A 23425-nucleotide genomic window follows, 5' to 3' on the forward strand; every position below is an offset into this window, starting at 1 on the left:
CACGCGCCAGTGGACAGCCCGCCGGCCATCTCGTAGCGTTCGCTCCATCGCCGCAACCGCGCAAGGAGCATCACCATGGACGCATTCATGCAGGCCGCCATCGACGAAGCCCGCCAGGGCCTGGCCGAGGGCGGCATCCCCATCGGCTCGGTCATCGTCCACAAGGGGCGGATCATCGGTCGCGGCCACAACCGCCGGGTCCAGGAAGGCAGCGCCATCCGCCACGGCGAGATGGACGCCTTCGAGAACGCCGGCCGCCAACCCGCCAGCGTCTACCGCGAGTCGGTGCTCTACACCACGCTGTCGCCGTGCTCCATGTGCAGCGGCGCGATCCTCCTCTACGGCATCCCGCGCATCATCGTCGGCGAGAACCGCACCTTCCTCGGCGAGGAAGAACTGCTGCGCTCCCGCGGCGTCGAGGTCGAGGTGCTGCAGGACGCCACCTGCATCGCCCTGATGGAAGACTTCATCGAGGCCCGCCCCGAACTCTGGAACGAAGACATCGGCGAATAGCCCCGCCCGGTACAAGGACGTACGCATGCCACCCACCCCCCTCCCGGCCAGCCACCGGTGCCGGCCATGATCGCTTCGCGATGCTCCGTCCTCGTTGCGTTGCGCACGGCCTGCTACCTGATGTTCGGCGTGCTGGCCGCGCTGCCGCTGGCGCTGCTCGCCCTGCTGTTGCCCTGGGACAGTCATCTTCTCTCGGCGTTTCTGCTGCTGGGCGCCTGGGCGGGCACGGCCGGCCTGGTGCGAGCGCTGGTGATCGAACCGGCCCGGGCCTCGTTGCCGGGCAACCTGATCACATGCGTGCTGCTGCTGATCGGCATACGCACCCTGCTGGTCGGGCTGCTCTTCGATCCGGGCCGGGAAAGCCTGCGCCAGGGTGGCCTGGACCCGGACTTCGACCTGCGCATGCTGGGCCTGCTGGCGATGGTCTACGGGCCGATCCTGGTCGCCTTGCATTACCTGGCGCGTGTGGCCTGGACCTTCTACCGCGACGCCGATTGCCAGGGCCTGCGCCTGCTCGCCGGCCTGGCGTTGGTCATATTGCTGGTCCCGCAGCTGGTCAAGCTCGCCTGGCCCATGCTGCTTCCGGTGTTCATGCAGATCACCTAGTCCTCCCTTCTTTTCCCGCCCAAGGATCGACCATGAAACCCGCATCGCTCGCCCTGGCTCTCGCCATGCTGCTGCTCGCCACCCGCGCTGGCGCGGCCGACTACAGGCTCGACGACCTCTACGGCCCCTGGTGCCTCAAGGGCCTGGCCCCGACCCGGGACGGCGAGCGCGAACCGGACAGCTCCACCTACGACTTCACCCGCGCAGGCACCCTCGACTACAGCATGGGTGGCTTCACCCAAAGCGGCGCCTACCGCGTCGAAGGCGACACCATCAGCACCGAAGGCATGGGCGACTACAAAATCGTCTCCATGGGCAAGCAGGAGATGGTGCTGCACTACATGGGCTACTTCTTCTTCCAGCGCGGGGCGTGCGAGTAGGGGATGGACGAGATCTTTGGCGGGGTGTTGCGGGTTATCGGCTGGCTTCTCCGTGCAGTGCTCGAGGTGCTGGTGGAGGGGGTGCTGTTCTGGATTGGTTGGCCCTTCGTGAAAGCCTTCACCCTCGGCCGCTACCCACGGGGGCGCTTCCTGGATGACATGCCCGAATCCGCCTGGGTCTCTGCCGTCGGGCTGCTGGTCTGCGTACTCGTCGTGCTGCTGGCAATCTGGCTGTTGTAGGTCGGGTGCAACCCGACACCCCGGCACACGCGGGTTTCACCCGCCCTACGATGCGGTGCCTGGGACGTTCTTTTCATCCACCAATCGGTGTTGCCGGGAGGCACGCAAGGTGGACCGGTGAGGCGTGGTCCACCCTACACATGTGCCCAATCCCGGGCCACGGCGCCAACCGGTGCGTAGGGTGGATGGCGCTCTTTTCATCCACCAATGGCGGCTCGTCCGGGTGATGAGGCTGGGCCTCGCTGCGCTCCACCCATTTCGCGAATGAATTCGCTCCTACGGTCGGGGAGGGTGCCTGGACGCACGCGGGTTTCACCCGCCCTACGGCTAACCCGACGAACGACCCCGTGCAAACCCGGCGATCCTCCTGTCCAGATGCCCTGCAATCCATTCGACCCCGGGAGGTCGTCATGCACCTGGAAGGCTCCTGCCATTGCCAAGCCGTGTCCTTCAGCCTGGACAGCACCCACCCCTATCCCTACCAGCGCTGCTACTGCTCCATCTGCCGCAAGACCCAGGGCGGCGGTGGCTATGCCATCAACCTCTCCGGGGATGCGCAGAGCCTCAAGGTCACCGGGCGCAAGCACATCGGCGTCTACCACGCGCGGCTCAAGGAGGAGGGCGACAAGCGGGCCTACGCCAGCACTGCCGAGCGGCATTTCTGCTCGCTGTGCGGCAGCGGGCTGTGGCTGTTCAGCCCGGAATGGCCGGAGCTGATCCATCCCTTCGCCTCGGCCATCGACACGCCCCTGCCGGTGCCTCAGGAGCACACCCACCTGATGCTCGGCTCGAAGGCCGACTGGGTGCAGGTCGAGGCCGGCGCCAAGGACCGGTGCTTCGACCGTTACCCCGAGGAATCCATCGCCCAGTGGCACCAGCGCCTGGGCCTGGAGCGCTGATCAGGCCGTGCGCGGCTCGGCGTTCACCTGGGACAGCGGCGCCGCCACGCTTTCCAGCGGCTGGCGTTCCGCCGCCACGCCCCAGAAGGCCTGCACCAGGCCGGCGCCGATCATCAGCGCGGCGCCTATCAGGTAGCCGATGAACACGTTGCTGCGCTCCGCGCTCTCGATCAGCTGGCCGAACAGCAGCGGGCCGATGATGCCGCCCAGGCCCGTGCCGAAGGCGTAGAACACGGCGATGGCCAGGGCGCGGATCTCCAGCGGGAAGGTCTCCGCCACCGTCAGGTAGGCGGAGCTTGCCGCCGCCGAGGCGAAGAAGAAGATCACCATCCAGGCGAGGGTCTGCTGGGTGGCGTCGAGCATCTCCTGCTGGAACAGGTAGCCGCTGAGCGTCAGCAGCACGCCGGAAATGATGTAGGTGCCGCTGATCATCACCCGCCGCCCCACGTGGTCGAACAGCCGGCCGAGCAGCAGCGGACCGCAGAAGTTGCCGAGGGCGAAGGGCAGGATGTACCAGCCCACGTTCTCGCCGGGCACGTCGTAGAAGTCGGTCAGCACCAGGGCATAGGTGAAGAAGATGGCATTGTAGAAGAACGCCTGGCTGGTGAGCAGGCTCAGGCCGACGATGGCGCGGCGCCGGTGCACGTTGAACAGGGTGTGGAACACCTCGCTCAGCGGCGTGTGGTCGCGGCCGCGCAGGCGCATCTTCGGCAGGTGGTCGACGCTGGAGAGCTCATGGCCCTCGCGGCGGAAGCGCGCCTCGATGTCGTCGATGATCGCCAGGGCCTCCTTGGGCCGGTTGTGGATCATCAGCCAGCGCGGGCTTTCCGGCAGCCACAGGCGCATCAGCAGGATCACCAGGCCCAGCGCAGCGCCGATGCCGAAGCACAGGCGCCAGCCCATGTCGCCACCGAGGATGTCCGGGTCCAGCAGGATCACCGAACCCACCGCGCCCAGGGCCGCGCCGACCCAGAAGGTGCCGTTGATGCCCAGGTCCACCCAGCCACGGAAGCGCGCCGGGGTGAACTCCTGGATGGTCGAGTTGATGGCCGAATACTCGCCGCCGATGCCGGCGCCGGTGAGGAAGCGGAACAGCATGAAGCTCCACATGTTCCAGGCGAAGGCGGTGGCGGCGGTGGCGCTGATGTACACGGCCAGGGTGAGGAAGAACATCTTGCGCCGGCCGATGCGGTCGGTGAGCCAGCCGAAGAACAGTGCACCCAGCACAGCCCCGGCGATGTACATGCCGCCGGCCAGGCCCACCTCGGCGTTGGTCAGGTGCAGCACGGGGCTGTCCTTCAGCGCGCCGGCCACCGAGCCCGCCAGGGTCACCTCCAGCCCGTCCAGCAGCCAGGTGATGCCCAGGGCCATCACCAGCAGCGTATGGAAGCGGCCCCAGGGCAGGCGGTCCAGGCGCGCCGGCAGGTCGGTCTCGTAGCAGTGCGGGTCGTCGCCCGTGGTCGCGCGTTCCCGGGCGGCATCGGCGGACAGGGTGGTCGAGTTCATCGCAGGCTCCCTTGATCTTGTTGTTGCAGGCCGTGGGCCTGGCCATTGATCAAGAGAGCGCGGTGTCTGGCGGGGAGTTCAGGTTGTTTGCCGACCGGCGCAGGGCGCGCCGGTGGCGGGGCGGGCGGTCACAGGCTGCTGAGGACCTTGGCTTTCGCGCTCTCGTACTCGGCGGCGGAAAGCGTGCCCGCGTCGAACTGCTTCTTCGCCTCGGCCATGCCCTTGGCCAGCTTCTCGGCGCTGGCGGACGCGGTCGCCGGGTTCATCAGCTTGGCCATGCCGGCCAGGGCGCCGAAATCCCCCTTGCCCTGGAAGGAGAAGGAGTCGCCTTCATCCACGGTGCTTTCGACGGTGGTGCTGCTGGTGGTGCGCGGTGAGCCGACGGTGGTGCGGCTGACCGTGCCAGGCGTCGCACCGGAGAAGGCGGCGGAAAAGAGCGCGTCGAAGGCCGGGGTTCCCGGCATGGGGATGTTGGGCATGGGGGCGCCCGCCGTTCCGGCGGTTCCGGCAACACCGGCGGTACCCGGCATGCTGGCAAAGCCGAACCCCGAGCGCTCTTCCATGCCGCGGACGCGGTTCTTCTCGCGCCACTCCTGTTCCTGCCGCTGGCAGTACACGTACAGGGCGCGGGCGCTCACCGGCTCCAGGCCGTCGATGCGCACCAGGGTGCCGTTGTACAGGCGCAGGCTCAGCACGGCGCCGAACAGGCCCGGCAGCAGGTTCTCGTCGATGGCGGCGTCCTGCAGGTCCTGCCAGCGGATGTCGTGCATGCGGTAGCCGCCGAACACGCGGCGGATGAACACGATCAGGCGCATGTTGGTGGCGACCACGATCTCCCGCCGGTGCTTCAGCGCCTTCAGGCGCAGCTGGTGCGAACTCTGGATGACGGTCTCGTCGGTGAGCAGCAGGGACTTGAGGGTGGTGAGGGCGGCCTCGATCCGGTCCATGGACATTTCCTGGGAAGTGGAGTGGCGGCAGATTGCCAGCTGGCGCCATGTCGGGCAAGCGCGCTGCGACGCACTTCACACGGCCGTGTTGACAGCGCGCGTGCTGCGGGTTTTCAATGCGCGCCTTTCCGATCCACCCCTCCATCCAAGTGGTGAAGCCAATGCCCCGCGCCAGCCAACACGCCTGACACCGACGACGGTTCACCGAGCCCTGTTGCTGGCCGCCCCTGGGTGGCTTCCACTGATTCCCCGCTGAAACGCGTCGTCGGTTTTCCCTTTTTCACAGGAGAAGACCATGACGGATCATTCCTGCGCCCCTGCGCAAAATCTCGAGCTGTTCAAATACCCGCGGACCCCGCACCTCGAATCCTCACGCCTGCAGGTCGGTGACAGCGACGCCGACCAGTTGGCCTACCGCGAGCTCGCCGGCTGCCACCTGGTGGTGGAAGAGAAGCTCGACGGTGCCAACGCCGCCATCAGCTTCTCGGCCGGCGGCGAGCTGCTGCTGCAGTCCCGTGGGCACTACCTGATCGGTGGTGGCCGCGAGCGCCAGTTCAGCCAGTTCAAGCAGTGGGCCCGGGCCCACGAGCACGTGCTGCTGGAGCGGCTGGAGGACCGCTACGTGCTGTTCGGCGAGGTGTGCAGCAAGCTGCATTCGGTGTTCTACGACCGCCTGCCGCACCTGTTCCTCGAGTTCGACATCTGGGACCGCCAGCAACGGGCCTTCCTTTCCACCCGGGCGCGGCGCGCGCTGCTGGCCGGCAGCCCGGTGCTGTCCGTGCCGGTGCTCCACGAAGGCGCACCGCCGCCCCGGCTGGCGGACCTGCTCAAGCTGGTGCGGCCGTCCCTGGCGCGCTCCGCCGGCTGGCGCGAGGCCTTTGAACACACCGTGCGGCGCGAGGGGCTGGACCTGGCCCGCGCCTGGGCCAACGGCGACAGCTCCGAGCTGATGGAAGGGCTGTACCTGAAGATCGAAAGCCCCGAACACACCCTTGGCCGGGTCAAGTGGGTACGCCCGGACTTCGTCCAGGCCATCCTCGACTCCGGCATCCACCATTCACAGCAGCCGTTCATCCCCAACCTGCTGGCACCGGGCGTCGATCTCTACGCCCCCGAGCCGGTGGTGACCTGGGCCGACCTGGCCGCTGCACAAGGACGACACCCATGAACATGGAACACCTGCGGGCCCTGGTGCCCGCCCCCGGCGGCGCAGCGGACTTCGCCGCCTGCCTGGCGCTGATCCCGGCGCTGGGCGAGCTGGCCAGCACCCCGCAAGACCCGGTCTACCACGCCGAAGGCGATGTCTGGACCCACACGCAAATGGTGGTCGAGGCGCTGCTGGGGCAGGGCGCCTACGCCACGGCGGACGACGACGAACGCTTCGTGCTGTTCCTCGCCGCCTTGCTGCACGACATCGCCAAGCCGGCGACCACGGTGATCGACGAGGTCACCGGCAAGATCGGCCAGCCCGGCCATTCCCGGCGTGGCGCCATCGACGTGCGCATCCTGCTGTGGCGCGCCGGCGTGCCCTTCGCCCTGCGCGAGCGCATCTGCCGGATCATCGCCGTGCACCAGCTGCCGTTCTTCGCCCTGGCGGGAGACAAGAGCGGGCGCTCGGCGGAGTTCATCCTGCACAAGCTGTCCTGGGAGCTGCCGGTGTGGATGCTCTGCGCCGTGGCGCGGGCCGACATGCAGGGCCGTCACTTCCACGGCAAGCAGGCGCTGCTCGACGATATCGAACTGGTCGAGCAACTGGCCGAGGAGGAGGGCTGCCTGCGCGGGCCCAGGGCCTTCGTCGACGACTACACGCGGGTGCGCTACTTCCGTGGCGCGCGGGTGCTGCCGGACTACCCCCTGCACCGCGAGGTCGAGGGCTCCGAGGTGATCGTCCTGTCCGGGCTGCCGGCCAGCGGCAAGAACTCCTGGCAGGCGAAACACAAGCCGGACCTGCCGGTGATCTCCTACGACGATGCGCGCGAGGCCCTGGGCCTGCGTCACGGGCAGAACGAGGGCGCCGCCGCGCACTTCGCCATCGACCAGGCCAAGGCCCTGCTGCGCGAGCGCCGGCCCTTCGTGTGGAACGCCACGCACCTGTCGGCGCAGATGCGCAAGAAGACCCTCGACCTGCTCTACGCCTACGACGCACGCGTGCAGCTGGTGTACCTGGAGGCCAGCGAAGCGGAGATCCGCCGGCGCAATACCCGGCGCGACAGCAGCCTGCGCAACCAGGACATCGCGCGGATGCTGTTCAAGTGGGAGGTGCCGCTGCCCACCGAGGCCGAGGAGGTGCTCTACCCCGGCTGAGGTGGCGCCGCGTTAGGGGGTGTCGAGGGCGCGGGCCAGGTGGCCGAGGATCATGTTCCAGCCGTCGCGGGTGGCAGAGGCGTAGTGGGCCCAGGCTGGGCGCATCGCGTGTTCCAGCAGCAGTTCGCAGCCGTCGGCCAGCGGGGTGAAGGCGAGGCTGATGCGGTCGCGTGAAGGGTCGTTGCGGTCGATGCCGAAGGTGAACACCAGGCGCGTCGGCCGCTCGATCTCCAGGTACTCGCCCAGGTGCTCGGCATCCTCCTCGCCGCGTCGCTCGATGATGCAGTAGCTGCCCGCCACCCGGGCGTCGATGTCCACCACGCGCATCTCGCCATCCGCCGTGGCGAACAGGAAGCGCGAGGCGATCGCCGGGTCGAGCCAGGCGTCGAACACCTGCTCGGCGCTCTGGCGGAAGCGCCGCGTGACGCTGATGGTGGTGGGGGCCGCTTCGGTCATCGGGTGGCTCCTGGGCCTGGGGTTGCCGTGTTGGACCGCGTTATGCGCCGATCTTCTTCCTCACCATGCGCAGGAGCTTCTCGCCGACGTGCTCGATGCCCTTGTTCTGCGAGACGATCTGCGCGCCCTCCATCAGGTAGGTCAGCTCCTCGGCGACCTCCTGCGCATCGGCCAGGCCGGCCTCTTCGCAGAGCGTGGCGAGACGGCGGAACTGCGCCTGCTTGTGCGCCTCGATCAGCACACGCGCAGGGTGCTGGTCGTCGGGTATCTCGGCGATCACGTTGGTGAGCGAGCAACCCCGGTAGGAGGAGGTCGACAGATCGTCGGCGATGAACTGGGCGAAGCCTAGCAGCTGCGCCCGGGCGTCGCCGGGGTGGGCCTGCGCCAGGTGCTCGAAGATTTCCCGGTACTGCTCGATGTGCAGGCGGATCCACTCCAGCACCAGGGCATCCTTGGATTCGAAGTGACGGTACAGGGTCATCTTGGTGGACTCGGCCTTGGCGGCGATGGCGTCCACCGTGACGCGGGTTATCCCTTCGTTGAAAAACAGCTCCTGCGCGGCATCGATGATGCGTTCGCGAGGGGGCAGGCGCATGACGCGTTCGGGTCGCATGGCGTTCTCCGCTTGACGACGATACCGATGAGTATCATGGTATACCCATCAGTATCGTTCGATACTGAATGGTATCGATCATACCTGCTTTATCGGGCAGGTGAACCTGGAGAATTGCATGAAAGCCGCTGAATACGCTGCCCTGGATGCCCTCGGCCTGGCCGCCCTGATCGCCTCGCGCGAAGTGACGCCGGAGGCGGTGCGCGCCGTCGCGCTGAAGGCCTTCGAGGCGCTGAACCCCTCGCTCAACGCCCTGGTCGAGCACTGGGACGACGAGCCGCTGCCACCTACCGGGCCGCTGCGTGGCGTGCCCTTCCTGATCAAGGACGTGGGCGTGGCCATGGCCGGGCGCCGCAACGAGCTGGGCAGCCGCCTGGCCCAAGGCCTGGTCGCCCCGGGTGATTCGCAGCTGATGCGGCGCTTCCGTGAGGCCGGGCTGCTGACCCTGGGCCGCACCACCGTGCCGGAGCTGGCCGCCAGCACCGCCACCGAATCCCTCGCCACCGGCCCCACGCGCAACCCCTGGAACCCGCGATACGGCGCCGGCGGCTCCAGCGGCGGAGCGGCCGCGGCGGTGGCGGCCGGCCTGGTGCCGGTGGCCCACGCCACCGACGGCGGCGGCTCGATCCGCGTGCCGGCGGCGGTGACCGGCCTGTTCGGCCTCAAGCCCAGCCGTGGCCGGGTCTCCATGGGGCCGGGCCTCGACGAGGTGTGGAGCGGGCTGGCCATGCAGGGCGTGCTCAGCCGTACCGTGCGTGACAGCGCGGCGTTGCTGGACGCCATCCAGGGCCACGCACCGGGCGACCCGTACCGCATCGCCGCGCCCGAGCGCAGCTTCCTCGCGGAGGTCGCGCGCGAACCGGGACGACTGCGCATCGGCCTGCTGGTGCACCCGCTGAACGGCGCGCGCAGCGCGGCGTCCATGGTCTCGGCGGTGGAAGGCGTCGCCCGCCAGCTTCAGGAGATGGGCCATGCGGTGGAAGCGGTGCAGCCGGATATCGGCCTGGACTGGGACACCTTCGTCGAGCTCAACGCGCGTTTCTGGGCCGCCAACACCGCTGACTGGATCGACGCCCTGGCGGCGCAGACCGGCCGGCCCATCGACGGCAGCACCCTGGAGCCGGCGAGCCTCGCCCTGTACGAGCTGGGGCGCGGCCTCAGCGCCATCGACCTGCTGGGCGCCATGCACTGGCGCAACACCGTGGCGCGCCACATGGGGGGCTTCTTCACCCGCTACGACCTGCTGCTGAGCCCGACCCTGGCCGAGCAGCCACCGCTCATCGGCGAGTACAACCGTGGGCAGGAGAACCTCGACGGCCGTGGCTGGATGCACCGGGTCTTCCAGCAGTCGCCCTTCACCGCCCTGGCCAATGTCAGCGGCGGCCCGTCGATGTCCATGCCCCTGGCACATGACGCCGCCAGCGGCCTGCCTATCGGCATCCAGCTCAGCGCCGATTGGGGGCAGGAGGGGATGCTGCTGCGCCTGGCCGGGCAACTGGAGCGGGCCCTGCCCTGGAGTGCCCGAACGCCGGAGCTCTGGACCGGCACGCTGGACTGAGCGCCCGCTTCAGGCGGAAGGCCCCACCAGCAGGCGCACGCGGGCGCGGCCTTCGGGGCTGACTTCCAGCCCCAGGCTGTTCACCTCGGCACCCGCTTGCTCCAGCGCCTGCAGCCAGGCGAGCAGGTCGTCGAGGGCGCCCTCCAGGCCCAGGTCGATCCGCCCGCCGCCTTCGTGATCCATGCGCTCGATGGCCAGCCGCGACTCGCCGCTGGTACGCGTCAGCAGGCCGGGCAGGGCGTCGCTGGCCAGCGTCGGCCGGGGCGTGGCCTGTGGCAGCGTGGCCAGTCCCACCTGCTGGCCCAGCGCCCGCTGGTAGTCCTCCTCGGCCAGGCGCAGCGCTTCGCGCTGGGGCTGCAGCAGCGCGCTCCAGAGCAGCACCGGGCCGAGGAACAGGGCGAGCAGGAGCAGCGCGCGGCGCTCGCGGGCGGGCAGCTGGCGCCAGCGTGATTGCAGGGCGAGGAAGGGTTTCATGGCGGGGCTCCTGTCATGGCGGGCCGGTTTCATCGGGTGATCCGCAGGCGGGTGCTGACGCCTTCGCCGCTGCGCGTGCTGGAATCGGCCTGGACGTTCAGTCCCTGGGCGAGCAGCCCTTCGCGCAGGCGTTCGATATCGGCGAAGGAGCCGGCCTCCACCCGCAGCGTCCAGCCTTCATCGGCCTGGTAGTCGAGCTGGCGCACCTGGGCCAGGCTGCCGCCGCCGGCGCTCCAGGTGGCAGCCAGTGCGTGCAGCTCCTGCCCCACGCCGGTGGTGGGGCGGCCGGAACCGGCCTGGCGGGCCTGCAACTGGCGGCCGAGATCAACCAGCGGCTCGCCGGGGAAACGCTGCTGCCATTCGGCCTGGTTGGCCTGGTTGAGCTGCGCGGTGTCGCGTTCCAGCCAGTGGCGGTGCAGGCGGTCCTGGAGCCCTTGCGCGACGCAGGCGACCACCAGCAGCCCCGCTGCCAGCGCCCAGCTGGGACGCTGGCCGCCCCGCTTGGCGAACTCGCCCTGGCGCAGGTCGATGGCCCGGCGCGAACCGTCCGCCAGCAGCGGCCAGGGCGCCTGCTCCAGGCGCCGCAGGCCGTCGGGCAGCAGCGCGGCGAGTTCCCGCAGCCGGGCCTCCTGCAGCGCACCGAACAGGGCGGGGTCGCCGCCGAGCAGCCAGCGACCGGCGCAGGGCAGGGCGCAGGGCTCGTCCGGCGGCAGGCAGTCGGCGTCGACATGGATGCGTGCCGGCACCAGCCCGGCCTCGGCCAGGCGGGCCAGCAGCTCGCGCAGCCATTGCCGGTCGACGGCTATCACCCGGCACTGGCGGTCGACCAGGGCGCCGCGTGCCAGGTGCAGGGCGTCGAGATCCTCCAGCAGGACCTCTTCCAGCGCGGAGTCGAGCGCCTGCCGCAGCCAGCGGCCACTGCGTGCCGGCACCTGCACCCGATGCAGGCTGGCCGCCTCGGCCGGCAGCAGCAGGGTCAGGCGCCGGCCGGCGAGACCCGCAGCGGCCTGGTGCAGGTCGCCCTGTTCGGGCTCGCCGTTCTCCAGCCACCAGGTGGCCGTGTCGGGGTCAGCGGGGGAAGCGAGGTGGAGCCAGGCGTGCACGGGTTCGATCCTTCAAAGTTGGGTGGGGGCCAGCAGCTGCCGGCGCAGCACGGCGAGGGTGCCGTCCGCCTCCAGGCGCAGGTCACTGGCCAGGTACAGGCGTCGTTCGCCCAGTTCGGCGGCGAGGTGCACGCGGAAGTGGCGGCTGTCCACGCCCAGGCCACGGCTGTTCAACTCGCGGCCCTGCAGCAGCGGCAGCTCGACGAAGGCCTGCACGCTCGCGTAGCCCTGGGCGGGCCGGCCCTGCACCAGGGTGCGGGCGATGCCCGGGTCGAGGCCTTCGAGGGCGGCCAGTTGCTCGGCGCTGGCGGTGTTGAGGTTGAGGACGCTGCCGCCCAGGGTGGCGACGAAGGGGTGCAGGCGTTGCAGGTCGGCGCCGCCCAGGGGCTCCAGGCGCAGCAGTTCGCTGCTGTCGGCCAGGGGCTGGGGCTTGCCGTCGTGGCCCGGGCGCGAGGGCAGCCGCGCCGGGTCGTGGGGCGGCAGGTCGAGCAGGTTCAGCAGGCGCTGGTAGCGGGCGCGGGCCGGGCCGTTGTTGTTGCGCAGGGTGTCGAGGTCGAAGCGCCCGGCGAGGTCTTCCACGCGGATGCGCACGAGCCCGCCGTCGAGTTCGAGCGCCTGGTCGCGGGCCCAGCCCTGGCCCAGGTGCACGCGCAGCGGCTCCTCGCGCTTGCCGAGCTCGTCGTGCAGGTGCTGGCGTGCCAGGGCCTCGCCGCTCAGGGCCAGTTGCCAGAGCTGCTGCTGATGCAGCTGGTTGGCGCTGCTGGCCAGGCTCAGGCGTTGGCGGGCGAGCATGTCGCTGATGATCAGGGTCACCAGGGCGGTGATCAGCAGCACGCTGATCAGCGCCACGCCCTGTTGCCGGGCGTGCTCACTCATGCCGTTGCCCCGGGCTGCCGGGCAGCGGGATGACCCTTCGGATGTCCGGGAAGCCGGGGGCGTCCAGCTCGATCTCCAGCGCACGCGGCAGGGCCAGGGCCCCGTCGGCGGCAGGCCAGGCGTCCCGCGCCTGGCCACTGGCGTCGATGTAGCGCAGGCGGGTCAGGGTGACGCCGTCCAGCAGGCGCTGGCTGCGCACGGTGCTGCCGTCCAGATCCTGGTATTCGCGCAGCCAGCGACCCTGGTCCCAGCGGTGGGCGGCTTGCAGCACCTCGCTGCGGCGCTCCTGCAACGGGTTGGCCCAGCCGCCGCGCACCAGGCGCAGCTCCTGGCCATGGCCGATCAGCGCCTGGCGCCGGCTGGGGTCGTCGGCGAGCGGGTGCGGCATGGCCTGCCACAGGTCGCGTTGCAGCACATCCAGCGCCCGTTGCAGCTGGCGCAGTTCACGCTCGTGCTGCTGGATGCGCCGCTCGCTGTGCAGCACGCGTTCCAGCAACTGGTAGCTGGCCAGGCCGAGCAGGCTGAACAGGGCCATGGCGATGAGCACTTCGAGCAGGGTGAAGCCGCGCTGCGTCATGGCGTCGCCTCGATCAGGCCGCTGAGGCGGGCGCGGACCCTGGGCGGCGTACCCGGCTCGGCCACTTCCAGGGTGACCCGGCGCAGCCCGGCGCGGGTGGCCTGGCCGACCTCGCTGAACAGCAGCCACTGGCGCCCGGCGAAGGCGATGCGTTCCTGGCGCAGGCCGGGTTCGGGCGCGCGCATGCCGGCGCGCAGTTCGTTGAGGCGGTTGTCCGCCAGCCACTGGGCCAGGCTGCGCTCGGTGAGCCCGGCGCTGTTGCCGGCGATATGCCCGGCGGCGCTGTATAGGGCGACGGACAGGGTGGCGAAGATGGCCAGGGCCACCATCACCTCCAGCAGGGTGAAGCCGTCAGTGCGCCTCAATGCGCACCTCCTCCAGGCCGTCGCTGGCCAGCGTCAGCTGCGGCTTGCCGCGCAGTTCCAGGTGCAGGGTGAAGGGGGAGATCTCGTCGCTGGAGAGCACCAGCAACTGCGGGCCGCCGGCCGTGGCCACCGGGGCGTGCTCGTCACGCTGCAGCTGCAGGCGCAGTGACGGCGCCAGTCGCTGCGGGCGGTAGCCGGGCGCGGGCCGCCAGCGGCCGTCGGCCTCCAGGCGTTGCACGCTGTAGCCATCGGCCTCGATGCGCAGGCCGAACTGGCTCTGGCCGAGCACCGCGTCCTCGCGCAGCAGGGCGATCAGCGCACCCAGCCGCTCGGCTTCGCGCCGCGCCTCCTGGCCGCCGTTGTCGCCCTGGGCCAGGCCGGCGAGCCCCGCCACCAGCCCCACCAGGAGGATGACCACGAGGATCTCCAGCAGGGTGAAGCCCCGCGCGCGGTTCATGGGTGGGCTCCATCGCGAATGAATTCGCTCCCACAGGGCCGCGAGGGAGTCACCCCTATTCGTAGGATGGGTAGAGCGGAGCGAAACCCATGCGGCCGAGGTGATGGGTTTCCCGGCCCCATACGAAGCGGCGAATGCCCGGTGCGATGTGCTGGCGATGGCGTTGCCTTGGCTCCCTCGGTGCGGCAGCCCGCTTCGTAGGATGGGTAGAGCGGAGCGAAACCCATGCTGCCGAGGTGATGGGTTTCGCGGGGCTCTACCCATCCTACGGGAAGCGTTTTCACATGCTGCGGCATCTCAGCGATCCCAGTTGCCGATGTCGGCGTTGAGGCCCTCGCCGCCGGCACGGCCGTCGGCGCCGAAGGAGAACAGGTCGTAGGCGCCGCGGCTGCCGGGGACGATGAACTGATAGGGGTTGCCCCAGGGGTCGACGGGCAGGCGCTTGAGGTAGCCGTCGGGGTTCCAGTTGCGCGCGGGCGGGCTGCCGGCGGGCCGGGTGACCAGGGCGTCGAGCCCTTGCTGGGTGCTGGGGTAGCCGTGGTTGTCGAGCTTGTAGATGTCCAGTGCCATGGCGATGGCGTTGATGTCGGCGCGGGCGGCGGTGACCTTGGCCTGGTCCGGGCGGCTCATGATCTGCGGCACCACGAGGGCGGCGAGCACGCCGAGGATGACGACCACGACCATGATCTCGATGAGGGTGAAGCCCTGTTCTCTGCGTCGGTTGTGCATGGGGGGTCCTGCCGTTCAGGCGATGAGTTGGTTGAGGCTGAGGATGGGCATGAGGATCGCCAGCACGATCACCAGGACGCTGGCGCCCATGAACACCAGCATCGCCGGCTCGAACAGGCCGACGAGCATGGCGATGCGGTTGGCGAGCTGGGTCTCCTGCTGGCGCGCGGCGCGGTCGAGCATGGCGTCCAGCTCGCCGGAGCGTTCGCCGCTGGCGATCATGTAGAGCATCATCGGCGGGAACAGCGCGCTGCGTTCCAGGGCCCGGGTCAGGGCGCCACCTTCGCGCACGGCGCGGGCGACGTCTTTCAGACCGGTCCGAATCTGCCCGTTGGCCACCACCTCCGCGGCGATCTCAAGGGCATCCACCAGTGGCACCCCGCTGCGCCCGAGGATCGCCAGGGTGCTGGTGAAGCGCGTGCAGTCGCTGGCCCGCAGCAGGCGGCCGAACAGCGGCAGGCGCAGTTGCAGGCGGTGCCAGGTGAGCCGCGCGCCCGGCAGGCGCAGGGCCAGGCGCAGGCCGAAGGCGAGGGCGGCGATGACGATCAGGCCCGCCAGGCCATGGCGCTGCAGGGCCTCGCTGGTGGCGATCAGGCCACGGGTCAGGACGGGCAGTTCCTGGCCGCTGTCGATGAACACCTTGACCACGTCCGGCACCACGAAGCCGAGCAGGAAGCCGACGATGCCGAAGGCCGCCAGCAGCAGGATGCTCGGGTAGAGCAGCGCCAGTTGCACCTGCTGGCGCGCGGCCTGGCGCGACTCGGTGTAGTCGGCCAGCTGCAGCAGCACCTGGCCCAGGTGCCCGGCACGCTCGCCGGCGGCGACGGTGGCGCGGTACAGCGGCGGGAAGGCGCGGGGGAAGTCGGCCATGGCGCGGGCCAGCCCGTGGCCCTCCAGCACCCGCGCGCGGATGGCCAGGACCATGGCCTGCTGGCTGCGTTTCTCCGATTGCGCGGCGACGGCGGCCAGTACCTCTTCCAGGGGCAGGGCGGCTTGCACCAGGGTCGCCAACTGGCGGGTGAGCAGGGCCAGGGCGGCAGCGTTGAGGCCTCGGCCGGACGTCCGCGCCCCCGTCTCGCGGCCGCCCTTGGCGGCGCGCAGGCGCAGGGGCACCAGCTGGCGGTCGCGCAGCAGCTGGCGGGCCTGGCGTTCGCTGTCGGCTTCCTGCACGCCGCGCTGGCGGGCGCCGCGGGCGTCCATGGCGAGGTATTCGTAGGCGGCCATGCTCAGTCCTCCCGGGTCACGCGCAGCAGCTCGTCGAGGCTGGTGACACCGGCCAGCACCTTGTCGCGGCCGTCCATGAACAGGCTCGGGCCATGGCGGCGGGCGTGGCGGGTCAGCTCGGCTTCGCCGGCACCCTGGTGGATCAGCTGGCGCAGCGCCTCGTCCAGCAGCACCAGTTCGTAGAGCCCCTGGCGGCCGCGATAGCCGCTGTGCTGGCAGGCGGGGCAGCCCACCGCATGCCACAGCGGGGGCGGCGTGGCCGGGTCCAGCCCCAGGTGGGTGCAGGCGGCGGCGTCGGCCGGGTGCTGCGCCTTGCAGTGCGGGCAGAGTGCGCGCACCAGGCGCTGGGCCAGCACGCCGACCAGCGAGGTGCACAGCAGGAAGGGTTCGACGCCCATGTCCACCAGGCGCGTGACCGCGCCCACGGCGCTGTTGGTGTGCAGGGTGGAGAGCACCAGGTGGCCGGTGAGGGAGGCCTGCACGGCGATCTCGGCGGTCTCGCGGTCGCGGATCTCGCCGACCATCACCACGTCCGGGTCCTGGCGCAGGATGGCGCGCAGGCCACGGGCGAAGGTCATGTCGACCTTGGTGTTGACCTGGGTCTGGCCGATGCCGGGCAGGTGGTATTCCACCGGGTCCTCGATGGTCAGGACGTTGCGGCTGGCGCTGTCGAGGCTGGCGAGCCCGGCGTAGAGCGTGGTGGTCTTGCCCGAGCCGGTGGGGCCGGTGACCAGGAGGATGCCGTGGGGCCGGGCCAGGGCGCCTTCCAGGCGGGCGCGGGTGCCGTCGTCCATGCCCAGGCGGGCGAGGTCGAGGCGCCCGGCCTGCTTGTCCAGCAGGCGCATCACCACGCGCTCGCCGTGGGCGGAGGGCAGGGTGGAGACGCGCACGTCGACCTCGTGGCCGGCGATGCGCAGGGCGATGCGGCCGTCCTGGGGGATGCGCTTCTCGGCGATGTCCAGGCGCGCCATGACCTTGATCCGCGACACCAGCAGGCCCGCCAGTTCGCGACGCGGCCGGAGGATCTCGCGCAGCAGGCCGTCCACCCGCATGCGCACCGAGAGGTGCCGCTCGAAGGTCTCCAGGTGCACGTCCGAGGCGCGGGCCTTCACCGCTTCGCCGAGGATGGCGTTGATCAGGCGGATGATCGGTGCGTCGTCCTCCTGCTCCATCAGGTCGGTGGTCTGCGGCAGCTGCTCGGCGAGGCTGGCCAGGTCGTCGTGCCCGGCCATCTGCTCGTCGAGGCCCTCGGCCACCTGCTGGGCATCGCCCTGGCCATCCTGGTAGCAGAGCGCCAGGCGCTCGGCGAAGGCCTCGGCGTCCAGCACCTGGCAATGGCTGGGCTCGCCGTGCTGGCGGCGCACCTCGGTGACGATCGCCAGCGCCGTGTCGACGCGGCACAGCAGTTGCCCGGCATCCAGCAGCACGCCGTGGCGACGGGCATAGGCGAAGGGCAGGCGCGCGCTGCTCATCGGTCGGTGCCCCGGCGCAGGTCGAGTGCGGGTTCGGCGTCGATCTCGAACAGTTGGCGCGGCTCGCTTGGCAGCAGCAGCCGGTTGGCGGCCGGATCGTTGGCGCGCAGCCGGCGCAGGCCGTCGTAGCGGCGCTGGCCCAGGTCTTCGGCGGAGGCGCTGTTGCGCAGCAGGGTGGGGCGCAGGAAGACCATCAGGTTGGTCTTCTCCACCACTTCCTTGGAGGAGCGGAACAGCGCACCCAGCAGCGGGATGTCGCCCAGCAGCGGCACCTTGCTGACCTGGACCCTGGCGTTGTCCTTGATCAGGCCGCCGATGACGATGATCTGCCCGTCGTCGGCGAGGATGGTGCTCTTCACCGAGCGCTTGTTGGTGATCACGTCGCTGGTGGCGATGCCCGCCGGCGCGGCGGCCAGCTCGGAGCTCTCCTGCTCCACCTTCAGGCGCAGGGTGTCGCCCTCGTTGATGTGCGGGGTGACCTTGAGGGTGATGCCGATGTCGCGGCGTTCCACCGTGGTGAAGGGGTTGGAGGCGCCTGCGCTGTCGGTGGTGTAGGAGCCGGTCTGGAAGGGCACGTTCTGGCCGACGAGGATCTCCGCCGCCTCGTTGTCCAGGGTCAGCAGGCTGGGGGTGGAGAGCAGGTTGTTGTTGGAGTCGCTCGAGAGCGCGCTGATCAGGGCACCGAAGTCGCGGCTGCCGATGCCGATCAGGGTGCCATCGGGCAGGGCCGGGCGCTTGCCGCCCTCGGCCCCGGCGATCACCGAGCCGATGGCCAGGCCGCTGCCGCCGAACTGCACGGCGCCGGCGATGTCGCCGCCACGCCCGGCCCATTGCACGCCCAGGGCCTGGTTGATGTCGCCGCTGACTTCGACGATCGCCGCTTCCACCAGCACCTGGGCGCGTGGACGGTCGAGCTGGGCGATGATGCCGTCGAGCATGGCCAGCTGGGCGGGCTCGGCCATCAGTACCAGGGCGTTCTGGCTTTCGTCGGCGCTGATGAGGATGGAGCCGGCCTGGCCTTCCTTGCCGCCACGCCCGACTTCGAGGCGCTTGCCGATGCCGCTGAGCAGCTCGGCCATGAGCTTGGCGTCGCTGTGGTGCAGGCGCAGCACGCGGGTGCCGTCGCTGGCGTCGCCCGGTACGTCCAGGGTCCGCGCCAGGCGTGCCATCTGGGCGCGGGCGGGCTCGGGGCCGATGAGGATCAGGCGGTTGCTGCGGGCATCCGCCACGGCCTTGGCCGAGGGCGCGCCGGAGCCGGCCTGGGCGACGCTTTCGCTGAGGGTGGCGGCCAGGTCGCTGGCCCAGGCGTGGCGCAGGGACAGGGTGCTGAAGGCGCGCTGGCCGGAGGCGTCCAGCTCGGCGACCACCTGGCGGATGCGCTCGACGTTGCTGGCGCTGTCGGTCACCACCAGGGCATTGGCGGTGGTGGAGGGCGCGACATAGGCGTCGGTGGCCACCAGCGGGCGGACCACCGCGGCCACTTCGGCGGCGCTGGCGTTGCGCAGCGGCAGCACCTGGGTCACCACCGCCTCGCCGGCGCTGCCGTCGTGTTCGCTGGCGCGGGTCTTGGCGTCGGCGACCGGGACGATGAGCACGCGGTCGCCCTGCTCCAGTGCGGCGAAGCCCTGGCTGCGCAGGACGCTGAGGAACAGGGCGTAGATGCCGGCCTGGTCCAGGGCGGCAGCCGATTGCACGGTGACCTTCCCGCTCATGCGCGGGTCCAGGACCATGGTCTTGCCGGTGATCGCACCGACTTCGCTGACCAGGTCGCGCAGGTCGGCGTCCTTCATGTTGAGGGTCCACTGGCGCTGCTCGTCCTTGGCGGCGTATGCGGCGAGGGGGCAGAGCAGGGTGCCGAGCATCAGCAGGGCGCGGGTGGTGCGGGTGAGGTTCATGGCGTCGTCTCGGGCGAGGGCGCTGGCGCGGCCAGGGGCACCAGCAGGGTTTCGGCGGGGCGGGCGAAGCCCAGGCGCTGTTCGCGGCCATTGCGCAGGATGAGCACGTGGTCGGCCTCGACGCTGCGCAGCAGGGCGCCGCCGGGCAGGCGCTCGCCGGGGCGGTGGAAGGCGCTGCCGCCGGGGGAGGCGATCAGCGCGCGGGAATCGTCGGGGTGCTCGGCACGCAGGCTGGCGAGCAGGGTCAGGAGCATGCCGGGGTCTTCTTGCTCATGGGCGTCCGGCCGCGGCGGCATGGCGCCGAACATCAGGGCGATGGCGGTGGCATCCAGGCTCGGCGCCTGCATGGCGGTCGGCAGTGGCGGCCGGGTCGGCTGCGTGTCGGCCTGGGCACGCAGGGCCTGGTGGTAGTCGCCGCTGCCCAGGCCCAGCCAGGCCAGCCAGGCGCACAGCAGCAGCGCGGCCAGGCCGTGCAGGGCCCGGGGCGACAGCGCGCGCGGCAGGGTGGGGATGAGCGTCATGGCGGCGGTTCCGTCGGGGACGGGAACGGCCCGGCGGCTCCTGGCCGTCGGGCGTTCCGGTTCATCGGGGTGGGGGCTCGGGCGATGGCCCGGCCCCCGGTCGGGTTACTTGCGGTCCCAGGCCATGTTCCAGTGGGAACCCTTGCCCGGTTCGAACTGGTTCGAGCTCGGGGTCCACTGCTTGCAGTAGCCGCTGGCGGGGAAGGGCTTGCACTGGTAGACGTTGCCGTCCTTGGCCAGCACGGTGGTGCCGGCCTTGTAGCCGGCCAGGCCGTCCGGGAAGACGAAGTCGTACTTGGCGTTGCCCGGGTTTTCGCCTTCGCCCGGGTTCTCGCCACCGTTACCCGGTTCGGCGATCAGGCTGAAGCTGTGGGTCTGCTGCAGCAGCTCGCCCTTCTTCGGCGTGGCCACGACCACCAGGTCGTGCTTGCCGGCTTCGGCCTTCAGCAGCGGGATGTGGAAGTGCGGGGTGTTGCCCGGTGCGGCTTCCTGGTGGGCGACGGTCTCACCCTTGGCATTGAGCACCGTGGCCTTGACCTGGTACTCGCCACCCTGGGCGATGGCGTTGAAGTGCAGGTCGGCCTTGCCATCCTTGATCTGATAGCTGTCCTGCAGGCCGGTCAGGCCCAGGGAGCCCGGTACGCTCGGCTGGTCTTTCTGCACTTCGACGCGCACGACCTTGCTGTCGGCCTTCACGTGGATGCCGTTACGGCCGTAGTTGGGCACGACGTCGCCGGTGGTGTTCAGCTCGCCCAGCTTGTAGCCGAGGTCGGCGGCGTTGACCTTCTGCGCCAGCAGGAAGGGCCAGTTGTTGGCCTGGGCCTGGTTGGCGTTCTCGATCTTCAGCGAAATGCTGTTGAGCTGGCCGGTCTTGGCGAAGGCGCGCAGGGTCACGGTGTCGCCGACGCTGAGGGGCTCGGGCTGCACGGCGCCGATCTGGTTCCATTCCGGTGCCGGCGGGGTGGTGCCGCCGTTGCCGGCGCCATCGTTGTCGATGTTGACGTCGACCGCCTGGTAGAAGGTGGCGTCGGTGTCGCCGATGCGCCAGGTGGCGAGGATCACGTGGTAGCCGCTGCGGTCAGCGGGGATGTTCAGGCGGTGGGTGCTGGAGCCCTGGGAGACCGGCTTGGCATGACCGCTGGTGGCGAAGTCCTCGTGCAGCAGCGGGGCGGCTTCGAAGGAGGCGCGGGTCAGCGGCTGGTTGGGGTTCCAGTCCTTCTTGGTGATGTAGAACTGCCAGTAGGCGGTGGCGTGGCCGGCGGTGTACTTCCAGCGGAAGTCCTGCAGGCCGGGCTTGATGGTGGTCTTGTGCCAGCGGGTGGCGGTCTGCTCGTTCAGCGGGCTGTAGGAGTTGTGGCCGCCGGCGGCGATGGTGCCATCGGCCGGGCCGCATTCACGGAAGGTGCCGCCGCACCATTTGCCGCCGAAGTGGTTCTGCGCGTCGGGGCGGTATTCCACGCTTTGCGGTTCCCACTGGATGGAGCCGCAGTTGGCGTTGAGGTTGCCGCCGCCCATGCTGCACATCAGCGAGCGGGATTTCGGGCTCTCGATGTAGCCATGGGAGAAGGCTTGCTGGGATGCCAGGGTGGCGAGGCCGACCGCGAGGGCCAGGGGCAGCTTGCGCAGGGTGCGCTTGGAAATGCTCATCGAAGTACCTTTCTGAGAGGGGTTCAAAATGGGCGCTCCGATATCGCTGCTTGTTGCAGGCAGGCCCGCCGCGACAGGTTGGCAGCGATATCTGGAGCGGATTCAGGATGCCTCCGGGGAGGTTCCTGTCCCATCGGACGAGTCCGAGAATGGCCTTGTGAATAGGCGGGGGGTTGGGCGCGGCCAGGCGACGTCGATTTCGACGTCCGGGGCGGCGCCACGGCGATCGGGCTGCTTGAATCAAAGGTCGTCGAGGGCTGTCAGAGCCAAGGGTCCAGTCGCCGGGAGGACATATGGACGTAACCCCTCTCCCCACCAATGAAACCGAACGCCAGAACAGGGTCCGCGCGCTGCGGCCGCTGGAAAATCGACAGGACGAGGTCTTCGAGAAGCTGGTGCAGATGGCCACCGAATATTTCGAGGTGCCCATCGCGCTGGTCTCGATCATCGATGACAACCGCCAGTGGTTCTGCGCCAGGGTGGGCCTGGCCGTGAGCGAGACGCCCCGGCGTGACGCCTTCTGCGCCCAGGCGGTGATGTCGGAGCAGTTGTTCCAGGTCACCGATGCGCGCCTGGACGAGCGCTTTTGCGACAACCCGCTGGTCACCGGCGAGCCCGGCATCCGCTTTTACGCCAGCGTGCCGCTGCTCACCGAGGAGCGCCTGGCCCTGGGCAGCTTCTGCATCATCGACAGCGAGCCGCGCCCGCCGCTGTCGACGCGCGATGCCGCCATGCTGGAGTCCCTCGCGGAACTGGCGATGCTGCGCCTGCGCAACATCCGCGAGGCCACCTTCATCGACCCGCCCACCGGCCTGTACAACCGCCTGCGCCTGGAGGAGGACGTGGAAGGGGCGCTGTGCGCGGGCCAGCGCATCACCGTGGTCGCGGCCGACATGATCGCGCCGGCCTTCCTCAACGACATCGTCAAGGTGCTCGGCTACCCCTTCTCGGCGGCGTTGATGCTGCTGATCAAGACCCGTCTGCAGCAGGCGCTGCCGGAGGGGCACCTGCTCTACAAGATCAGCCCCACGCGCTTTGGCTTCATCGTCCACGGCGCCCGGCGCGAGGCCGTGGAGAGGCTCTCCCACCGCCTCGCCGACGTCTTCTCGGCGCCCATCGAGTGCGAGGGCATCCCGCTGCAGATCCGCTTCGGCGCCGGCATCCTCGATCTCGATCCGCAGATGGACAATCGCGACTGGCTGCGCCTGCTGGTGAGCTCGGCCGACAACGCCCGCGAAAGCGGGGTGCGCTGGCGCCACTACGAAGCGGGCCTGGACCATGCCCAGCAGCGCGCCTTCCTGCTGCTGTCGTCGCTGTCCAGGGCGGTGCACGCCGAGGACCAGCTGCGTCTGGAGTACCAGCCCCGTGTCGACCTGCTCAGTGGCCGCCTGGTCGGGGTCGAGGGGCTGCTGCGCTGGCGCCACCCGCAACTGGGGGGCATCAGCCCGGCGGAATTCATCCCCCTGGCCGAGCGCACCGCGCTGATCCGCCCGCTGAGCCTGTGGGTGGCCGAGCGGGCCATCGTGCAGGCCAGCCAATGGCAGCGGCAGGGCCGGGGCTGGAAGGTGTCGATCAACGTCTCGGCCAGCGACATGGACGATGCCGATTTCGTCGACCGCATCATCGCCCTGGTGCGCAGCTATCGGATCGACCCGGCGGGCCTGGAGCTGGAGTTCACCGAGAGCGTGCTGATGAAGAACCCCGAGGAGGTGCGGCGCAACCTGCTGCGCCTGCGCGCGGAGGGCATGGAGCTCGCCATCGACGACTTCGGCACCGGCTACAGCAACTGGTCCTACCTGCGCGACCTGCCGGCCAGCGCGGTGAAGCTGGACCAGTCCTTCATGCGCAACGTGCAGACCGAGCTGCGCGACCAGCGGGTGGTGGGCGCGGTGATCCAGCTCGCGCGGCAGTTGGGCTACCGCGTGGTGGCCGAGGGCGTGGAGACCGAGGAGCTGTACCGCCTGATGCAGTGGTGGGGCTGCGACGAGGTGCAGGGCTACTACGTGGCCCGACCGATGTCACCGGAGCAGCTGGAGGCGTGGCACCGCTCGCGCAGCTGACCC

25 protein-coding genes are annotated in these 23425 nt (G+C 70.0%); 9 read left to right on the plus strand and 16 right to left on the minus strand.

What is annotated here, in order from left to right; translation table 11 throughout:
- Positions 1 to 75 precede the first annotated feature (75 nt).
- The 5 genes from ACYJSS_RS21825 (at position 76) to ACYJSS_RS21845 (ending at position 2638) form a co-directional block, all read left to right on the plus strand.
- The gene (locus ACYJSS_RS21825) at positions 76 to 513 is read left to right on the plus strand and encodes a nucleoside deaminase (RefSeq protein ID WP_236205001.1); all 438 of its coding nucleotides are present in this window, start codon (positions 76 to 78) and stop codon (positions 511 to 513) included.
- 66 nt (positions 514 to 579) lie between these two features.
- Positions 580 to 1119, plus strand: a complete 540-nt coding sequence (locus ACYJSS_RS21830; protein WP_146603007.1) for a hypothetical protein — start codon at positions 580 to 582, stop codon at positions 1117 to 1119.
- 32 nt (positions 1120 to 1151) lie between these two features.
- Positions 1152 to 1499, plus strand: coding sequence for a hypothetical protein (locus tag ACYJSS_RS21835; protein WP_236205002.1), 348 nt, complete (start codon positions 1152 to 1154; stop codon positions 1497 to 1499).
- A gap of 3 nt (positions 1500 to 1502) precedes the next feature.
- Positions 1503 to 1739: a hypothetical protein gene (locus ACYJSS_RS21840; protein ID WP_021221978.1), complete on the plus strand. Its 237-nt coding sequence runs from the start codon at positions 1503 to 1505 to the stop codon at positions 1737 to 1739.
- Between the two features lie 410 nt (positions 1740 to 2149).
- Entirely contained in the window at positions 2150 to 2638 is a 489-nt protein-coding gene (locus ACYJSS_RS21845; protein WP_236205003.1) for a GFA family protein, read from the plus strand.
- Here the strand turns inward: ACYJSS_RS21845 and ACYJSS_RS21850 are convergent, their stop codons facing one another.
- Together ACYJSS_RS21850 and ACYJSS_RS21855 are read right to left on the minus strand one after the other, a co-directional pair.
- Positions 2639 to 4144 carry an MFS transporter gene (locus ACYJSS_RS21850; RefSeq protein WP_236205004.1) on the minus strand — a complete coding sequence of 502 codons (1506 nt, stop codon included), beginning with the start codon at positions 4142 to 4144 and terminating at the stop codon, positions 2639 to 2641.
- 128 nt (positions 4145 to 4272) lie between these two features.
- Complete coding sequence (locus ACYJSS_RS21855) at positions 4273 to 5091, minus strand: PH domain-containing protein (RefSeq protein WP_236205005.1); 819 nt, start codon at positions 5089 to 5091, stop codon at positions 4273 to 4275.
- A gap of 295 nt (positions 5092 to 5386) precedes the next feature.
- Here ACYJSS_RS21855 and ACYJSS_RS21860 point away from each other — a divergent pair, with 295 nt between their 5' ends.
- Together ACYJSS_RS21860 and ACYJSS_RS21865 are read left to right on the plus strand one after the other, a co-directional pair.
- The gene (locus ACYJSS_RS21860; RefSeq protein WP_236205006.1) at positions 5387 to 6259 is read left to right on the plus strand and encodes an RNA ligase family protein; all 873 of its coding nucleotides are present in this window, start codon (positions 5387 to 5389) and stop codon (positions 6257 to 6259) included.
- Positions 6256 to 7395, plus strand: coding sequence for an AAA family ATPase (locus ACYJSS_RS21865; RefSeq protein WP_111261268.1), 1140 nt, complete (start codon positions 6256 to 6258; stop codon positions 7393 to 7395). Before ACYJSS_RS21860 ends, ACYJSS_RS21865 begins: the two co-directional genes overlap by 4 nt.
- Before the next feature lie 12 nt (positions 7396 to 7407).
- On the opposite strand, the gene ACYJSS_RS21870 is transcribed toward ACYJSS_RS21865, so the two are convergent.
- Both ACYJSS_RS21870 and ACYJSS_RS21875 read right to left on the minus strand, forming a co-directional pair.
- Positions 7408 to 7851 (minus strand): SRPBCC family protein, encoded by a 444-nt coding sequence (locus ACYJSS_RS21870; protein WP_236205007.1) that lies wholly within the window; start codon positions 7849 to 7851, stop codon positions 7408 to 7410.
- A gap of 40 nt (positions 7852 to 7891) precedes the next feature.
- Complete coding sequence (locus ACYJSS_RS21875; protein ID WP_236205008.1) at positions 7892 to 8464, minus strand: TetR/AcrR family transcriptional regulator; 573 nt, start codon at positions 8462 to 8464, stop codon at positions 7892 to 7894.
- A 118-nt stretch (positions 8465 to 8582) separates the two neighbouring features.
- On the opposite strand from ACYJSS_RS21875, the gene ACYJSS_RS21880 reads away from it, so the two are divergent.
- Positions 8583 to 10022: an amidase gene (locus ACYJSS_RS21880; RefSeq protein WP_111261271.1), complete on the plus strand. Its 1440-nt coding sequence runs from the start codon at positions 8583 to 8585 to the stop codon at positions 10020 to 10022.
- A 9-nt stretch (positions 10023 to 10031) separates the two neighbouring features.
- Here the strand turns inward: ACYJSS_RS21880 and gspM are convergent, their stop codons facing one another.
- The 12 genes from gspM to gbpA all read right to left on the minus strand — a co-directional run bounded on the left by gspM (position 10032) and on the right by gbpA (position 21362).
- Positions 10032 to 10496 (minus strand): type II secretion system protein GspM, encoded by a 465-nt coding sequence (gene gspM / locus ACYJSS_RS21885; RefSeq protein WP_236205009.1) that lies wholly within the window; start codon positions 10494 to 10496, stop codon positions 10032 to 10034.
- Positions 10497 to 10525: 29 nt separating this feature from the next.
- Entirely contained in the window at positions 10526 to 11599 is a 1074-nt protein-coding gene (gene gspL, locus ACYJSS_RS21890) for a type II secretion system protein GspL (protein WP_236205010.1), read from the minus strand.
- A 12-nt stretch (positions 11600 to 11611) separates the two neighbouring features.
- A complete protein-coding gene (gene gspK / locus ACYJSS_RS21895; protein ID WP_236205011.1) occupies positions 11612 to 12475 on the minus strand; it encodes a type II secretion system minor pseudopilin GspK in 864 nt (287 codons plus the stop codon).
- Entirely contained in the window at positions 12468 to 13052 is a 585-nt protein-coding gene (gspJ, locus tag ACYJSS_RS21900; protein ID WP_111261275.1) for a type II secretion system minor pseudopilin GspJ, read from the minus strand. Before gspJ ends, gspK begins: the two co-directional genes overlap by 8 nt.
- Entirely contained in the window at positions 13049 to 13417 is a 369-nt protein-coding gene (gspI, locus tag ACYJSS_RS21905; protein ID WP_111261276.1) for a type II secretion system minor pseudopilin GspI, read from the minus strand. Before gspI ends, gspJ begins: the two co-directional genes overlap by 4 nt.
- The gene (gene gspH / locus ACYJSS_RS21910; protein WP_111261277.1) at positions 13404 to 13874 is read right to left on the minus strand and encodes a type II secretion system minor pseudopilin GspH; all 471 of its coding nucleotides are present in this window, start codon (positions 13872 to 13874) and stop codon (positions 13404 to 13406) included. Before gspH ends, gspI begins: the two co-directional genes overlap by 14 nt.
- Before the next feature lie 297 nt (positions 13875 to 14171).
- A complete protein-coding gene (gene gspG / locus ACYJSS_RS21915) occupies positions 14172 to 14603 on the minus strand; it encodes a type II secretion system major pseudopilin GspG (protein WP_111261278.1) in 432 nt (143 codons plus the stop codon).
- Between the two features lie 15 nt (positions 14604 to 14618).
- The gene (gene gspF / locus ACYJSS_RS21920; protein WP_236205012.1) at positions 14619 to 15827 is read right to left on the minus strand and encodes a type II secretion system inner membrane protein GspF; all 1209 of its coding nucleotides are present in this window, start codon (positions 15825 to 15827) and stop codon (positions 14619 to 14621) included.
- 2 nt (positions 15828 to 15829) lie between these two features.
- Positions 15830 to 17299: a type II secretion system ATPase GspE gene (gene gspE, locus ACYJSS_RS21925; protein ID WP_111261280.1), complete on the minus strand. Its 1470-nt coding sequence runs from the start codon at positions 17297 to 17299 to the stop codon at positions 15830 to 15832.
- On the minus strand, positions 17296 to 19194 hold the full coding sequence (gspD, locus tag ACYJSS_RS21930; RefSeq protein WP_111261281.1) for a type II secretion system secretin GspD: 1899 nt from the start codon (positions 19192 to 19194) through the stop codon (positions 17296 to 17298). The genes gspE and gspD overlap by 4 nt, the downstream gene beginning before the upstream one ends.
- Positions 19191 to 19715: a type II secretion system protein N gene (locus ACYJSS_RS21935; protein ID WP_236205013.1), complete on the minus strand. Its 525-nt coding sequence runs from the start codon at positions 19713 to 19715 to the stop codon at positions 19191 to 19193. The genes gspD and ACYJSS_RS21935 overlap by 4 nt, the downstream gene beginning before the upstream one ends.
- 105 nt (positions 19716 to 19820) lie before the next feature.
- On the minus strand, positions 19821 to 21362 hold the full coding sequence (gbpA, locus tag ACYJSS_RS21940; protein WP_021222437.1) for an N-acetylglucosamine-binding protein GbpA: 1542 nt from the start codon (positions 21360 to 21362) through the stop codon (positions 19821 to 19823).
- Between the two features lie 293 nt (positions 21363 to 21655).
- Here gbpA and ACYJSS_RS21945 point away from each other — a divergent pair, with 293 nt between their 5' ends.
- Positions 21656 to 23422 carry a putative bifunctional diguanylate cyclase/phosphodiesterase gene (locus tag ACYJSS_RS21945; protein WP_236205014.1) on the plus strand — a complete coding sequence of 589 codons (1767 nt, stop codon included), beginning with the start codon at positions 21656 to 21658 and terminating at the stop codon, positions 23420 to 23422.
- The last annotated feature ends 3 nt before the right edge of the window (positions 23423 to 23425 follow it).

Source organism: Pseudomonas sp. No.21 (assembly GCF_054558415.1).